Source organism: Pseudonocardia nantongensis, from assembly GCF_046546495.1.
Lineage (GTDB): Bacteria > Actinomycetota > Actinomycetes > Mycobacteriales > Pseudonocardiaceae > Pseudonocardia > Pseudonocardia nantongensis.
The window spans coordinates 1-14107 of the sequence record NZ_JBKGXT010000038.1; the positions used below are offsets into that span (position 1 = coordinate 1).

General features: G+C 72.0%; 20 protein-coding genes and 1 pseudogene. 11 read left to right on the forward strand and 10 right to left on the reverse strand.

Features of this window, described 5'->3' with window-relative positions:
* Window positions 1-957: 957 nt before the first annotated feature.
* The gene (locus ACLFMI_RS26375) at window positions 958-1479 is read right to left on the reverse strand and encodes a CvpA family protein (RefSeq protein WP_410950669.1); all 522 of its coding nucleotides are present in this window, start codon (window positions 1477-1479) and stop codon (window positions 958-960) included.
* Between the two features lie 243 nt (window positions 1480-1722).
* On the opposite strand from ACLFMI_RS26375, the gene ACLFMI_RS26380 reads away from it, so the two are divergent.
* The 3 genes from ACLFMI_RS26380 to ACLFMI_RS26390 all read left to right on the forward strand — a co-directional run bounded on the left by ACLFMI_RS26380 (window position 1723) and on the right by ACLFMI_RS26390 (window position 3747).
* Complete coding sequence (locus tag ACLFMI_RS26380; RefSeq protein ID WP_410950670.1) at window positions 1723-2937, forward strand: AI-2E family transporter; 1215 nt, start codon at window positions 1723-1725, stop codon at window positions 2935-2937.
* A gap of 91 nt (window positions 2938-3028) precedes the next feature.
* Window positions 3029-3169, forward strand: a complete 141-nt coding sequence (locus tag ACLFMI_RS26385; protein WP_410950671.1) for a hypothetical protein — start codon at window positions 3029-3031, stop codon at window positions 3167-3169.
* A 32-nt stretch (window positions 3170-3201) separates the two neighbouring features.
* Window positions 3202-3747: a Dps family protein gene (locus ACLFMI_RS26390; RefSeq protein WP_410950672.1), complete on the forward strand. Its 546-nt coding sequence runs from the start codon at window positions 3202-3204 to the stop codon at window positions 3745-3747.
* 22 nt (window positions 3748-3769) lie between these two features.
* Here the strand turns inward: ACLFMI_RS26390 and ACLFMI_RS26395 are convergent, their stop codons facing one another.
* The 4 genes from ACLFMI_RS26395 to ACLFMI_RS26410 form a co-directional block, all read right to left on the reverse strand.
* Window positions 3770-4093: a DUF3040 domain-containing protein gene (locus tag ACLFMI_RS26395; protein WP_410950673.1), complete on the reverse strand. Its 324-nt coding sequence runs from the start codon at window positions 4091-4093 to the stop codon at window positions 3770-3772.
* A gap of 109 nt (window positions 4094-4202) precedes the next feature.
* On the reverse strand, window positions 4203-4904 hold the full coding sequence (locus ACLFMI_RS26400) for a metal-dependent transcriptional regulator (RefSeq protein WP_410950674.1): 702 nt from the start codon (window positions 4902-4904) through the stop codon (window positions 4203-4205).
* 40 nt (window positions 4905-4944) lie between these two features.
* Window positions 4945-5466, reverse strand: a complete 522-nt coding sequence (locus tag ACLFMI_RS26405; protein ID WP_410950675.1) for a TetR/AcrR family transcriptional regulator — start codon at window positions 5464-5466, stop codon at window positions 4945-4947.
* Complete coding sequence (locus ACLFMI_RS26410) at window positions 5453-5782, reverse strand: DMT family transporter (RefSeq protein WP_410950676.1); 330 nt, start codon at window positions 5780-5782, stop codon at window positions 5453-5455. The genes ACLFMI_RS26405 and ACLFMI_RS26410 overlap by 14 nt, the downstream gene beginning before the upstream one ends.
* Window positions 5783-5989: 207 nt before the next feature.
* On the opposite strand from ACLFMI_RS26410, the gene ACLFMI_RS26415 reads away from it, so the two are divergent.
* Complete coding sequence (locus tag ACLFMI_RS26415; protein ID WP_410950677.1) at window positions 5990-6793, forward strand: nicotianamine synthase family protein; 804 nt, start codon at window positions 5990-5992, stop codon at window positions 6791-6793.
* 145 nt (window positions 6794-6938) lie between these two features.
* Window positions 6939-7115 carry a hypothetical protein gene (locus tag ACLFMI_RS26420; RefSeq protein WP_410950678.1) on the forward strand — a complete coding sequence of 59 codons (177 nt, stop codon included), beginning with the start codon at window positions 6939-6941 and terminating at the stop codon, window positions 7113-7115.
* A 12-nt stretch (window positions 7116-7127) separates the two neighbouring features.
* Here ACLFMI_RS26420 and ACLFMI_RS26425 read toward each other — a convergent pair whose 3' ends face one another.
* Entirely contained in the window at window positions 7128-7475 is a 348-nt protein-coding gene (locus ACLFMI_RS26425) for a TraR/DksA family transcriptional regulator (RefSeq protein WP_410950679.1), read from the reverse strand.
* 105 nt (window positions 7476-7580) lie between these two features.
* Here ACLFMI_RS26425 and ACLFMI_RS26430 point away from each other — a divergent pair, with 105 nt between their 5' ends.
* Both ACLFMI_RS26430 and ACLFMI_RS26435 read left to right on the forward strand, forming a co-directional pair.
* A complete protein-coding gene (locus ACLFMI_RS26430; protein ID WP_410950687.1) occupies window positions 7581-7862 on the forward strand; it encodes an NUDIX domain-containing protein in 282 nt (93 codons plus the stop codon).
* A gap of 176 nt (window positions 7863-8038) precedes the next feature.
* Window positions 8039-8608 (forward strand): TIGR03086 family metal-binding protein, encoded by a 570-nt coding sequence (locus ACLFMI_RS26435; protein ID WP_410950680.1) that lies wholly within the window; start codon window positions 8039-8041, stop codon window positions 8606-8608.
* Between the two features lie 418 nt (window positions 8609-9026).
* On the opposite strand, the gene ACLFMI_RS26440 is transcribed toward ACLFMI_RS26435, so the two are convergent.
* Together ACLFMI_RS26440 and ACLFMI_RS26445 are read right to left on the reverse strand one after the other, a co-directional pair.
* On the reverse strand, window positions 9027-9488 hold the full coding sequence (locus tag ACLFMI_RS26440; RefSeq protein ID WP_410950688.1) for a nuclear transport factor 2 family protein: 462 nt from the start codon (window positions 9486-9488) through the stop codon (window positions 9027-9029).
* 199 nt (window positions 9489-9687) lie between these two features.
* Window positions 9688-9882 (reverse strand): hypothetical protein, encoded by a 195-nt coding sequence (locus tag ACLFMI_RS26445; protein ID WP_410950681.1) that lies wholly within the window; start codon window positions 9880-9882, stop codon window positions 9688-9690.
* A 596-nt stretch (window positions 9883-10478) separates the two neighbouring features.
* On the opposite strand from ACLFMI_RS26445, the gene ACLFMI_RS26450 reads away from it, so the two are divergent.
* Both ACLFMI_RS26450 and ACLFMI_RS26455 read left to right on the forward strand, forming a co-directional pair.
* The gene (locus ACLFMI_RS26450) at window positions 10479-10631 is read left to right on the forward strand and encodes a hypothetical protein (RefSeq protein WP_410950682.1); all 153 of its coding nucleotides are present in this window, start codon (window positions 10479-10481) and stop codon (window positions 10629-10631) included.
* Window positions 10632-10734: 103 nt separating this feature from the next.
* Complete coding sequence (locus ACLFMI_RS26455) at window positions 10735-11289, forward strand: GNAT family N-acetyltransferase (protein ID WP_410950683.1); 555 nt, start codon at window positions 10735-10737, stop codon at window positions 11287-11289.
* A 107-nt stretch (window positions 11290-11396) separates the two neighbouring features.
* Here the strand turns inward: ACLFMI_RS26455 and ACLFMI_RS26460 are convergent, their stop codons facing one another.
* Window positions 11397-11564: a hypothetical protein gene (locus ACLFMI_RS26460; protein WP_410950684.1), complete on the reverse strand. Its 168-nt coding sequence runs from the start codon at window positions 11562-11564 to the stop codon at window positions 11397-11399.
* Window positions 11565-11619: 55 nt separating this feature from the next.
* Between ACLFMI_RS26460 and ACLFMI_RS26465 the strand changes: the two genes are divergently transcribed.
* Together ACLFMI_RS26465 and ACLFMI_RS26470 are read left to right on the forward strand one after the other, a co-directional pair.
* Window positions 11620-11967, forward strand: a complete 348-nt coding sequence (locus ACLFMI_RS26465) for a cupin domain-containing protein (RefSeq protein ID WP_410950685.1) — start codon at window positions 11620-11622, stop codon at window positions 11965-11967.
* 957 nt (window positions 11968-12924) lie between these two features.
* Window positions 12925-13884, forward strand: a pseudogene (locus tag ACLFMI_RS26470) (IS481 family transposase); the annotation flags it as partial.
* 25 nt (window positions 13885-13909) lie between these two features.
* Here the strand turns inward: ACLFMI_RS26470 and ACLFMI_RS26475 are convergent.
* Window positions 13910-14107, reverse strand: a 198-nt coding sequence (locus tag ACLFMI_RS26475) for an IS3 family transposase (protein WP_410950686.1), incomplete at its 5' end; no start/stop codon positions are given.

A 14107-nucleotide genomic window follows, 5' to 3' on the forward strand; every position in this document is an offset into this window, starting at 1 on the left:
AACTCTCCAACAAAAACCCTGACAAACAAACACAGTCACAGACCCGACGGGGTCAGACCCATGACCAAACAATCTGGCACAAAAACGCCAAACCAAAAATAGCTCGACACACTGTTGAGTTCTCAAAGGACACCCGCACCACATCACCGGCCGCCAGACCGGATCCGAAGGCGGATCACCTTGACCCCACAAGACAATCACACCGAGAAACTCGGCCAACCACCGGGGGGCTCCTACTGCGTCCGCAGGGCCTGCTGACCGGACCCCCAGGGCCCGTTCTGTCCGGCTCTCTCGCTGACAGAGAGGAAGTTACGGCACGCCGTTCGGGCACGTCAAACCGGGGGGTCGATCGACCGAACGGCAGGTGTCTTCGCAGGTCAGCGAGCCGCAGTGCGAGCGCCCGGAAGTTGTCGACCCGGTCTCGCAGCGAGTTCCGGGCGACCTCGGATCGCTGTGACGCCGACCACTCGTAGGACCGCGTTCGTTCACGACGTGGTGTCATCGCGGGTCGGGCCATTCGCGGATCGGTCGCGCACCACCCGTCACCTGCGGTTTCGATCTCTCCGCTCACCGCCTCGCCGACGCATCCGGCCGGCCGCTCCCGGGTGATCGCAGCGCCGCCCCGCGCGGCATCTCCTCGGACGCGCGGGCATGCGCTTCCCCGGGATACGGCGCCGACGTCGCGCCGGCGGACGGGGTCTGCGCGCGGTGTCACCGCATCAGGGGGGTATCTGCACGCGCTCCCCACGCGTTGACCCGGTGAGTGCTCCTCGCCGGGTGCTGCAGCGCGTCGGGGGCGAATGCGCGTCGCGACCGGGCGAGGAGCACTCCCTCCCCTGTCAGGTGTGCGGAGTGCCCCTCCCCAGCGCGTTGTGGAGTCGTCGCGCGAGCGGGAGGCCGTGCCGCCCGCGTTGTGCCGCCCGCGTTGTGGAGCCGTGATGCGAGGGGATGCGCGGGTCAGCCGGCAGGCGGGCGCGCGGCGTCGACGACGTCGCGGGCGGCCGAGGTGGTGGCCGGCAGCAGCTCGCCGACGGAGTCCAGCACCCGGCTCTGCCCGCCGAGGGCGTCGTCCACGGTCGTCACCGGTGCCAGCGGTTCGGGTCCGGTGATCGCCGGCACCACCCACGAGACGAGCCACATCACCAGCAGCGCGACGACCGCGCCGGTCACCGCCCCCACCGCGCGGTCGAGCAACGACAGGCGGGCCCGGGCGAGCACCCGGCTCACGAGCGCGCCCAGGAACCCGCCCACGAGCGAGCCCAGCAGCAGGCCCGCGACGATGCCCAGCAGCCCGTAGAACCAGGCCGAGTTCGGCGTGTCACCGAGCCCGGACAGGTTCGAGCCCCGGGCCGCGCCGATACCCGCTCCGACGACGAGTCCCAGCAGCCGTCCGGCCCGAGCGACCCCGCCGAGCCGACGGAAGCCGCCCACCGCGGCTGCGAGGACCACGATCAACACGAGGACGTCCAGCAACGTCACGGGGGCCTCCTCTCCGGCCGGTCGGTGCGTCCGGCACACCACGACCGTGCCCGACGGACCTGAGACGGAGCTGAGATCCGCCGTCCGGGCGTCCGGGAGCGCGGCGGGCCCCCGGGGAGCAGCGGGACGCGGGGCGGGAGCGGCCCCCACGGGCTACCGTCGTACCGGCACGCGACCACCGATGTGGACCCGACGGTGCGGGGTCGCCGGCGACGGGCGCGGCCCGCGTCCGAGCAGCAGGAGGTGGCCGGGTTGCACCCGCCGCAGGATCCACCGGTCCCCACGCAGCGCGAGGTGTCGGGACCGGTCCCGGCACGCATCCCGCAGCCGCTCGCCGTCGCCACCGGGCTCGCCTGGCGCGGACTGCTGATCGCGGCCGCACTGGCCGTGGTGCTGTGGCTGCTCGCGCAGCTGTCCCTGCTCGTCATCCCGGTGGTGCTCGCGCTGATCCTCACCGCGTTGCTCGCCCCGACGGCCCGGTGGCTCGGGCGGGTGCGGTTCGTACCGCGGGTAGTGGCCACCGGGGTCGTCGTCGCGGGCGGCCTGGCGATCGCGGTCGGCGTGCTCTGGGCCGCGGTCGCGGCGTTCCTGAAGGGCCTTCCCGGGCTGTCCGCGCAGCTCGGCGAGACCGTGCTGGTGATACGTGACCAGCTGTCCCAGCCGCCGTTCCGGGTGAACGACGCGCAGCTCGCAGCCGTCACCCAGTCGTTGCTGGACAACCTGCAGCGCAACCAGACCGCGCTGGCGAACAACGTCATCGGGGCGCTCGGCACGGCCGGCGAGCTGGCCGCCGAGACACTGCTGATGCTGTTCGTACTGATCTTCCTCATCCACGACGGGCCACGGATCTGGCGGTTCGTGCTGGCCGGGGTCCCGCGGACCTCCCGGAGCCGGACCGACGTGGCCGGGCGCCGGGCGTTCGCGTCGCTGGTCGGCTACACCCGGGCCACCGTCGTCGTCGCCGCGGTGGACGCGCTGAGTGCCGGGATCGGGTTGTGGCTGATCGGGGTCCCGCTGGTCGTCCCGCTGGCCACGCTGATCTTCTTCGGGGCGTTCGTGCCGACCGTCGGCGCGATCATCACCGGTGTGGTCGCGGTGCTCGTCGCGCTCGCCTCCGGCGGCTGGGTCAAGGCCGTGCTGGTCATCGGGCTGCTGGTGGTGGTGCAGAACATCGAGGGCTACGTCCTGCAGCCGCTGCTGCTGGGCCGCTCGGTCAAGCTGCACCCGCTGGCCGTCGTCCTGCCGATCACCGCGGGCCTGATCGTCGCCGGGATCCCCGGCGCCCTGCTGGCCGTGCCGCTGGTGACCCTGACCGACGCCGGGGTGCGCTCGCTGCGCCGCCCGGCCGACGCCCGGCTGCGCGATCCCGGCGTGATCGACCCGCTGGACCCGCGCTCGGCGCGCCCGCTCCGCGCCACCGCAGGGCCGGGCCCGCGCCGGGCCGGGGAGCCCGACTGACGCCGGGCCCGGCACCCGGGCGCGGCGTCCGGTCACCGATCGCGCCCGGCGGAGGGACATGACGTCGGCGCGAGCGGGGTACCCGGGATCCATGGCGATGCCCGACGAGGCGGTGCCCCCCGGCACGGAGGGCTCCGGCGCGGTCCCGACCGCACAGAGCGACACACCCGTCGACGAGTCACCGGACGGCGACGGGGTGCACCTGTCCGAGCAACCCGTCGACACGTCCTGAGCACGCCCGCACCGTCAGGGAGGATCTGAACGATGGCCACGATCCGCTACACCGTTCCCGGCCTCGAGCGGGGCGACGCCGAGAAGGTCGTCGAGCTGCTGCAGAACCGCCTGCACGCGCTGAACGACCTCCAGCTCACGCTCAAGCACGCGCACTGGAACGTGATCGGCCCGAACTTCATCGCCGTGCACGAGATGCTCGACCCTCAGGTCGACGGCGTCCGGAACATGGTCGACGCCGTCGCCGAGCGCATCGCGACCCTGGGCGGCTCGCCGAACGGCACGCCGGGCTCGCTGGTCCGGGAGCGCACCTGGGACGACTACTCGCTCGGGCGGGACGACTCGATCGCCCATCTCGCGGCGCTGAACCTGGTCTACGACGGGGTGATCGCCGACCACCGCACCCAGATCGCGAAGACCGAGTCCCTGGACCCGGTCACCCAGGACCTGCTGATCACCCAGGCCTCCGAGCTCGAGCAGTTCCAGTGGTTCGTCCGGGCGCATCTGGAGAACTCGGACGGCTCGCTGAACTCGCAGTCCGCCGGCACCGAGACCGGGGCCGCGGACGCGGCCCGCTGATCGCACGGTTCCCCGGAAGGGCCTAGAGCTCGCCCCGGCGCCGGGCCCACAGCACGCAGCCGACCGGCACCAGCACGAGCTGCACACCGAGGACCACGGTCAGCGCGAGCGGCGGCGGCAACCAGACGACCACGGCGCCGTAGAGCGCGGCCAGCAGCATCACCGCGACGACGACTCGCCAGCGCAACGGTGTCCCGGTGCGCCGGACCGGTGGGTGCTGGTGGCCCTCGGTGCCGTCCAGCCGGTGCGCGAGGCCCGGGTCCTCGCGCAGGGTCGCGCGTGAGATCTCCTCCAGCGCGCGCAGCTCCTGCTCGTCCAGCGGGCGCGGTGGTCGTTCGTCGAGCACGGCGGCTCCCGGTGCGGTGGGCGGGGTCGGCTGCGCTGGCCGACGTGATCCAGGGTAGGCACCTGGAGTGGCACGGACCACCGGAGACGCCCCTTTCAGGCGCCGGCTTTCAGGCGTCGGCGCCGACCCAGAGGGCCTCGACCAGCGACGGGCCCCACTCCTGCTCGCCGACGTTCCGGCGATCGCCGTGCCGCTGGACCCGCACGACGTAGGGGCCCTCGAACGGCCTCCGGGTGATCAGGTCGAGCCGGTCGCCCAGCCGGACGTCGTGCTCGTCGAGGAAGCGCAGGACGGCCGGGTCGGTGTCGTCGACCCGGATCAGGGTGCCGCCCTCGCCGTACCGCAGCCGCGGCAGCCGGCGGCCCCGGACCTCCGGCAGGCGGCCCTCCCGGTCCGGGATCGGGTCGCCGTGCGGGTCGAACCGGGGATGCCCGAGTCGGTCGTCGATCCGGCCGAGCAGCCGGTCCGAGACGCTGTGCTCGAGAGCCTCGGCCTCCACGTGCACCTCGTCCCAGTTCAGCTCCAGCTCGGTGACCAGGAACATCTCGATCAGCCGGTGCCGGCGCACCACCGCCAGCGCGGACGCCCGCCCGGCCGGGGTGAGCGAGATGCCTGCGTAGCGGGCGTGGTCGACCAGCCCGGCCTCGACCAGCCGCCGGATCATCCCGGACGCCGACGGCGAGGACACCCGGAGTCGTTCGGCCAGCGCGGAGACCCCGACCGAGCCCTCCCACCGCTCGGACAGGAGGAAGATCGTCTTCAGGTAGTTCTCCACGGACTCCGAGTGACGCTCGGCGGGGACCGTGCTCATGTGGCCCACGGTATCCCGCCCGGCCCGCGACCAGGCAGGGTCAGATCCGGTGCAGCACGCCGGTGTCGCACGGCGAGCCGAGGACGGCGGCCAGGCACAGCCCGTTCACGGCCGCGACCAGCAGCGGGCGCCGGTCCGCCGGGACCAGCCGGGCCGCGACGTCGTCCAGGGCCCGGTCCCAGCGGTGCAGCTCGTCGCGCAGGTCGTCGCGGCGCGCCGCCAGGAGCAGCAGCTCGTACTCGGCGACGGTGAGCAACCGGTCCTGCTCGGCGCACCCGCGGAGCAGGGCGGCCAGGTCGTCCAGGGAACCGACCGCCCGCAGCCACTCGACGTAGCGGTCGTTCACCGCGGTCAGCGCGGCGACCAGCAGCCCGTCGACCGAGGCGAAGTAGTAGAGCACCGCGCTCGGCGGGACCCCGGCCTCCGCGGCGACCCCGCGCTGGGTGACCGCGGCCGTGCCCTCCCGGCCGACGAGCCGCAGCGTCGCGTCGAGCAGGGTACGGCGGCGGCGTTCGCCCTTCAGCCGGCGGCCATCAGGCGGCGGCGCGTCAGGCGTGCGCACCCGACCCACCCATCTCCAGTGCCAGCACCCCGCCGATCACCAGCACGATCCCGCCCAGCTGCACCCAGGTCAGCGACTCCCCCAGGAACAGCGCACCGATCAGCGCGACGGCGGCGACCCCGACCGCGGCCCAGACGCCGTAGGCGACGCCCAGCGCCATCCCCCGGGTCAGTGCCTGGGACAGCGACCAGAACGCGAGGCCGTACCCACCCAGCGTGAGCACCGACGGCAGCAGCCGGCTGAACCCCTGCGACGCCCGCAGCGCGAGCGTGCCGGCGACCTCGGAGCCGATCGCCAGCACGAGCCAACCCCACATCGTTCGTTCCCTCCCTCGCTCGGAAGGACCGAGGCTACCGAGCTTATGGAGCATTTGCTCAAGTTGTCCGGGCGGGACCGGTCACACCCACTAGATGGCATCAGTAACGGTTGTCATTTGCTACGGTGATCCCTTGTGATCACGGAGAGCAGCCGTTCGACCACCGTTTCCCCACCCCGGCCGACCGGCCGGGCGACCGACGAGACCGTGCGACGCGTGCTGGCGCTGCGCGGCAGGCTGGAGGCGACCGACCTGCGGCCGGGCCCGGCGGTCGACGCCGCGTTCGGCGAGCTCGTCGGGTTGTGCTGTCACCCGCCGGATGTCTGCACCGGCACGGTGCTCGACCGGCTGGCCCCGCACCTGGACACGTTGCGCGCCCTGAGCGCGATCGGTGAGGGTCGGATGGAGGAGCACTGGGCGGACCGGATCGCCACCGCCGCCGACCCGCGGGCCGAGCTGGAGCGCTTCCCCTACCTGGGCAACTATCACGACCTGGTCCGGATGGAGCTCGCCGCGCTGGCGGCGGTCGGGGTTCCGGCGCCGCGGCACGTGGTCGTGCTCGGCTCCGGGCCGCTGCCGCTGACCGGGCTGGTGCTGGCACAGCGGCACGGCGCCTCCGTGGTCCACGTGGACCGGGACCCCGGGGCCGTGCGGGCCGGGAGCGCCGTCGCCGCCGCGACCGGGCCCGGCGTACCGGTACGCAGCCTGCTCGCGGACCTGGAGGCCCCGCGGCTGCGCCCGGAGCTGGCCGCCGAGCTCGGCCGGGCCGACCTGGTGCTGGTCGGGGCACTGGTCGGCGCGGACCCCGACACCAAGTCGGCGATCAGCGCGCGGCTGGCCGAGGCGGTCCGGCCCGCGGCCCGCCTGCTGGTCCGCTCGGCCGCCGGCCTGCGGACCGTGCTCTACCCGCCGGTGGGCACCGAGGACCTGCCCGGCCTCGAGGTCCTGCTCGAGGTGCATCCGCGCACCGACGTCGTGAACTCCGTGCTGGTTGCCCGCGCCCGCGAGTGATCCACGTCGCAGTAGGTGTGCGCGGCCCGCGGGCAGGGCACTCCGCGTCGGCTCAACGGTCATCCGGGTCGGGCCGCCGGCGCGACCTCGGCCCGACCCGAATCCCGACCTGGACGAGGCGCCGGCAGTGCGGTCTCCTTGCGGCGTGGACGACACGTCGCAGCCGGGAGCCCCGGGCATCGGAGACCCCGACGACGTCGGGGACCCGGTGTGCTGGCTGGACCGGCTCTGCCCGGACTGTGGGGCGATGCCCTCGCCCGGCGAGGACGGCGGGCCGCCGCAGCGCTGCTGGCGTTGCGGCGCCGCCGTCACGTCATCCTGAGCGGCCCGGCACTCACCGGCGTCGCCGGGACGCGGAGGCGCAGGCGATGCAGGTCGTCGTCGCGGGCAGCGCCGTCAGCCGCTCGTCGGCGATCGGACCGCCGCAGCGCGCGCAGACCCCGTACCCGCCCGCGGCGAGACGGTCGGCGGCCCGGTCGAGGTCATCCCGCTCGCGCTCGGCCGCGGCGAGCAGTCCCTGCAGCTGGGCGCGTTGCACCGCGATCGTCACGCCCTCCGGGTCGTGCTCGTCATCGTGGCTGGTCAACGCCTGTTGCTCGGCGAGCGAGTCGAGCTCGTGGCGCAGCGACCGCGCCCGGTCGGCGACCCGTGCGCGTTCGACCCTCAGCGTCTCCCGGTCCACACCCACCAGAGTGCACCCCTGCGGCCGGCACGGTGGCGGCATGCCCGCTCCCCGCTGCCCCGCCCGGTCGTCGGCGTCGGGGTGATCCTCTAACGCCCGGACGGCCTGGTCGCCCTCGGCCACCGCGTCACCGCCGGGGAGGCGCCGAGCTGGTGCCTGCCCGGCGGGCACCTGGAGGACGGCGAGACACCGGTCGAGGCGGCGCTGCGGGAGCCGGCCGAGGAGACCGGCGTCGTCGCCGTCACCGGGCGGCTGCTGGCGGTGTGCGTCCGGACCGGCGGCTCCGGCGTCACGTTCGGGGTGCACGTCACCGCCACACCGGAGACCGCGTTGCAGGTCACCGAGCCGCACGCCGTCGACGCCTGGCACCGGGGTCGACCCGGCTGATCCGTGCGAGCCGCTGTTCGCGCACACCCGGGCCGTCCTGCGGGCCTGGCGCCGGCCGGGGACCGCACTCGAGGGCTGGGAGCTGCACCGGGTGACCGGGTCCTGACCGGACGCGATGAGTTCCATCCGCGACCGCGGTCGTCAGCATCGACACCGATACAACCCGGAGGCCGACCGTGATCGCGAACCAGCCCCCCGCCGACGAGTACCGCGAGATCGCCGGGCGCTTCACCACACTCGTGGAGGCCGTACCCGACGACGCCACCTGGAACCGCCGCTCCCCGGTCCCCGCATGGACCGCACGCGACGTCGTCGGCCATCTCGTCGAGTGGATCCCCGGCTTCCTGGCCGGCGGTGCGGACCTGACCCTGCCGCAGGGACCCGGCGTCGGCGAGGACCCGGTCGCCGCGTGGCGCACCACGAGCGACGGCATCCAGGCCCTGCTCGACGACCCGACGGCCACCGACACGACGCTGGTCAACCCGCACATCGGCGAGGTGGCGCTGCCGCAGGCGATCGCGCAGTTCTGCACCGCCGACGTCTTCCTGCACACCTGGGATCTCGCCCGCGCCACCGGGCAGAACGAGGCCCTCGACCCGCAGCGCTGCGCGATGATGCTGGACGGGATGCAGCCGCTCGACGAGCTCCTGCGGTCGAGCGGGCAGTACGGGCCCCGCGTCGAGGTCCCCGACGACGCCGACGTGCAGACCAGGTTGCTCGCCTTCATCGGCCGCGACCCGCGGTGACCACCGCGCGCTGCACCGTCGACGCCCTGTGCGACGTCGGCTACGCCGCGACCACGGTCCTCGAGGTCGCCCGGAGCGCCGGCGCCGCACGAGCCTGGTGCTGTACCACTTCGGCTCCCGCGCACACCTGATCGGCACCGTCGTCTCGACGCCGTCGTCAGCGAGATCTACGAGAGGTGGTCCTGGTCGGGCACAGCCTGGGTGGCGCGACACTCTCCCTGGTCGGGAACGCCGTACCCGAGCTGACCGGCCGGCTCACCGCTGCCCGGACGTGGCTCGAGGCCAACATGTCCCCGATCACGATCACCGTCCTGGTCCTCCTCGGGTCTGCTTCCTCGGTCAGGCTTTCGCGGTACTCGACTGAGTTCCCGACCGTGAGCAGAGCAGGTCGCGGCGTCGGGTTCGGTCATCCGCACGCTCACCGGAGCGGGATGTCGACCTCCCGGTCCGATTCGGACCGCGGCCCGAAGATCCGCCGATCGGCCTCGCTGATTGCGACGTCGTTGATGCTGGCTTCACGACGTCGCATGAGCCCGAGCTCGTCGAACTCCCACAGCTCGTTGCCGTAGCTGCGCCACCACTGACCGTCGGCGTCGTGGCATTCGTACTGGAATCGCACGGCGATGCGGTTCTCGTGGAATCCCCACAGGCTCTTGCGCAGGGCGTAGTCCAGCTCCCGCTGCCACTTCCGGGTCAGGAGGGCCACGATCTCCTGCCGACCGGTGACGAACGCGTCCCTGTTCCGCCACACCGAGTCCGGCGTGTACGCGAGCGCGACCCGCTCCGGATCACGGGTGTTCCAGGCATCCTCTGCCGATCGGACCTTCTGCGACGCCGTCTCGGGCGTGAACGGCGGGTAGGGCGGGCGGCCCTCGGACATGACGACCTCCGGACGTTGAGAACGACCGTGCCATCGTGACAGCCCCCGGCACCGGGACGCCGGAGCCGGGACGAGCGTCGGCGCTGCGACCTGACCGCCCACGCCGAGCAGATCGGTGAACCTCACGAGCGCCTGTTGGCGGTCCCCGACCGGCTGGCCGACTGGTTCGCCCAGCCCACCTTCCGTGGCTGCGCGTGGATCAACGCCTACGGCGAGCTCGGTCTCCACGTCCGACGGCGGCCCCGTCGCCGTGGGCGAAGCAGACCCGGAGCTCCTCCGGAACCTGGTCGAACACTCCCCCGAGGATCATCGCCATGATCGAGAGGTGCGTCTCGGCCAGCATCCCGGTGATCCACCGGGCCGTCCAGCGGTCCAGCCGCGGCGAGTCCGGCATGTCCCAGGGGTGTACGAACACCGGCACCCCCGCGACGCGGCGTGCTGCAGGAACTGCACCACCCCGGCCGAGTCGAGGCCCCGGTCGCCGACGTGGTTGCCGATCTCCACTCCGACGTGTCCACTGTCGACCGCACGGTCGAGCTCCGCGCACGCCGCGTCGGGGTCCTGCAGCGGGACCACAGAAGGGGATGAGGCGCCCGCCGCCGGGCTCGCAGATCTCGACCGCGAGGTCGTTGAAGATCCGGGCGATCTTGGCCGCCTCGCCCACCGGCGCGTCGTAGGAGAAGAACACCGGGGTCGGTGAGACAACCTGCGCTCGGACGCTGTCGGCGTCCATGTCGGCGAGCCGGACTTCTGCGTCCCAGCAGTCCGACCCGATCCGGCGGAACTCGCTCGAGCCGACCATGATCATCGCGTCGCGTTCGGAGTCCAGCCTCAGCCACGGGGCGTCCGCACCGAGGTCGGGCCATCCGCGCGGGACGTAGTGCGTGTGGACGTCGATCGTTCCCGAGAACGGGTCCATCTCAGCCCTTCCGCCACCCCGATGCTGGGCGGAGAGACGATCCCGCGGGATCTGGTGCGCGGGTCCGCTCGGTGATCGGGTCGTTCGTGCGGGACGGAGTCCCGGGCGCCGAGCGCACCTGGCCGGACTTCGGGGCTGAGGAGAACGTGCTGCACCTCGGCGACGGGCACGTCGTGCACCGGCTCGATGACACCGGCGTGGCGGCGTGGTCGGCCGGTCGCTGAGCATCGGTGGCCGATCCCCGAGGTCAACCGTCCGTACAGTGCGCCGTACCCAGATGTCCGCGACCATTCTGGACACAGCCAGCGGTACGGCGGGGAGGCCGGTGTGACGACAACGGTGCGGCGGCCGGACGCAACCGACCGCCCCGCGATCCTGGCGCTGATGCGCCGGATGCGGGGGACGGACCTCTCCGCCGAGGAGCGCGCTCGGGAGGGGTTCATCCAGGGCAGGATGGACGACGAGATGCTCGCCGGGATGCAGGCTGGTACCGGTGTCTTCGTCGCAGAGGTCGACGGGGATCTCACCGGGTTCGCAGTGACGTTCACCCCGGACATGGCGGTGTCGGGCCCGCCTCAACGGCTGATCGAGACACTCGACGAGCAGCCCCAGCAGTCGCGCATCCGTCGGTTCCTCTACGGCCCGGCCGGTGTGGACCCACGGTTCCGGGGACACGGGATCCTGCGGGCACTGCTGGGTGCGATCGGTCGCGAGTTCGTCGGACGATTCGACCAGGGAGTCCTCTTCGTCGAGGAAGCGAACGAGAAGTCCCTGGCAGTCCACCGGCACTACGGCATGCACACGATCGGCGATTTCACCTTCCGTGACCGATCCTACGTCGTGATGTCCTTCGATCCTGCCGCCGCGGCCGAACTCGCCTGACGGCCGGCCGCGGGAGGCTACGGTCGGCTATCGCGGACAGACATCGTCGACCTCTGCCGATTGTGTATGTGGAGTACACGGTCGCAGCCGAAATTCTGAGATGGACGTCAAGTGGCCACATCTGGAGACTTTCCGTGGTGGTCGCCCCGGTCACCGCGCTCGCCAGAGTCCGCGCCCGTTCTCATGCGGTTCAGCGGGGGCAGCTGCAGCACCTGGCGGTCGGAGATGTCTTCGAGGAAGCCGATGAGCGACAGCACGCCGAGCAGGTTCCACATCAGGGCGCAGGACCAACCGGTCGTCGACCAAGGCGACGCCGGGAACGAGTCGTGGATGAGCGCGGGTGGCGACCCGCGAGATCGAGGACGGCTGGTCGAACTCGTCTCGCAGCAGCTCGTGGGATCCGAGCGCCTGATGGTCGGCCTGGCCTGGCTGAGCCCCGGTGAGGTGCACCTGCTCCACCATCACCCGCACGCCGACGAGTGGTATTACATCATCCGAGGATCGGCGCAGTTCACCATCGGTGACGAGGTCATCCGCGGCGAGCCCGGCTCGGCGCTCTGGATCCCGACGGCAGTGCCACACCGGATCCACAACGACCATTCGCGGGAGACGTTGGAGTTTCTCTGGGGCTTCGACCGGCCGCGTCTGGACTCGGTCGGGATCGTCTGGGAAGAGTAGGCGCCGTGACGTCGTCGCGAGCGCCACTCGATGAGCTCGCGGCGGATCGCGTGTCGACATCGACTCTGGATGTCTGGACCCCTCAGTGGCCGGGGCCGGCGTGGCCGATCCCGCGCCGCGGGAGGCCACACCCTTGACGCTCGGGTCTTGAAAGGGGTCCGGACGCATCGCCCTGACCTGGGAAAAGTGCGTGAGCCCCGTGGGAATCGAACCCACGACCCGTCCCCACCGACCAGCAGCTACTCCCCGCCTCCAACCGCCCGACCGTCATCGCCCGGGACCGCGCGGAACTCAGCTCCCAGGCCGAGGCTCAGGCCGCTCTACTGCCAGGGCCCCAGAGCAGCTCGACCCCGCTCCGGGGACTCCGGGCACCCTCGTCTTTCTGCGAGCGAGACGGCGACGGCTACTGCTGAGAGAGTTAGCTAGCGACACCCCAGGCTCATGTAAGTGTCTCCGGGGCTGATCACCACCGGAGGCCCAGGGTGCACGATGGCATCCCGGCTGGTCCGGGTGGAGGCGACAGCGTTGGGTTCTGAGGGCCGCGTTCGGCGCGGTGGCCTCGTTGGGCTGATTGCCTTCCCGGGCTCGCCACGGAAGACCCGATTGAGGGAAGTGGGGCAGGCCAGGGTTGCTGGAGCAGTGGCGAGAGCCTGGCCCCGGTTGCAGCACATGAGTGGGAGCCGCGGCGGTGCGCTGCTGCGGTATCGATGCACTGGTGGGTTCGTGGTGATCACACGTCTGCGCGCGGAGCGGCCGGAGTCGGACAGGTCGTCGACGCACGAACAGGAGCACGATGCACGACAGCGCTGGGCAGCGGCGGCTGGTGGGGCTAGATGTGCTGTCCGGGCACGTTGGTGACAGTCCGGCACGCCCGTCCGATGATCTTGAGACAGGCGAGGGCCTCCGGGTTCGGTGTGGATCACCACGAAACACGCCGAAGCCCGAGGAGGCCCTCTGGTGATCCACCGTAACGCCCCGCTGACGCCCACCGGCCGGCTGCACCTGGCCCGGTGTGTCGTCGACGACGGCTGGGACCTGCGCCGCGCCGCGGAGCGCTTCCAGGTCGCCCACACCACCGCCGCCCGCTGGGCCGGGCGCTACCGCCACGGCGGCGAGGCCGCGATGGTCGATCGCTCCAGCCGTCCGCATCACAGCCCTCGCCGCACCAGCCCGGCCGTCGAGATCGAGGTTCTACGGCAGCGTGATGAGCACAAGATCGGGCCACTGCGCATCGCCGGCCGGGTTCCGGTCGCCGCCTCGACCGTCCATCAGGTCCTGCGCCGCCACCATCGGCCGCGCCTGGCCGCGTGTGACCGCGCCACCGGCGAACCGGTTCGCCGCTACGAACGTGCCCGTCCCGGCGAGCTCGTCCACGTCGATGTGAAGAAGCTCGGCCGGATCCCCGACGGCGGCGGGCACCGCGTCCACGGCCGCGCCGTCGGCCGGGTCAACCAGGCCCGAGCCGGTGGACGCGGGTACCTGTTCCTGCACACCGCCCTCGACGACCACTCCCGGCTGGCCTACACCGAGACCCTGCCCGACGAGAAAGCCGCCACCTGCGCCGAGTTCCTGCGCCGAGCGCACGCCTGGTTCGCCGGCCACGGCGTGACCCTCGAGCGGGTACTCACCGATAACGCCTGGTCCTACCGCAAGACCACCTGGCGCCAGACCTGCCACGACCTGGGCATCGGGCGCCGGTTCACCCGGCCCTGGCGCCCGCAGACGAACGGGAAAGTGGAGCGTTTCCACCGCACCATGGTCGACGAGTGGGCCTACCACCAGCCGTATCAGTCCGAGACCGAACGCCAGGTCGCGTTCGGGGACTGGCTCGACTGGTACAACTTCCACCGACCCCACACCGGGATCCGCGGGGTCGCACCAGCCGACCGCGTCACCAACCTCTCCGGATCACACAGTGAATCGCCCCGGCATGTCCGGAGAGCTATCGGCTTGAGTGCTCCGGCTGGGGTTGGGCCGGGTGGTGACCATAGTGGGCGTCTTCCAGCTCGGCTGGCGGCATGTCCGCGGCCGCGCTGTGCAGGCGGCGGTGGTTGAACCAGTCGACGTATTCGAGGGTGGCGATCTCGACCTGCTCGACGGTGCGCCAGGGACCGCGAGGTTTGATCAGCTCGGTCTTGAA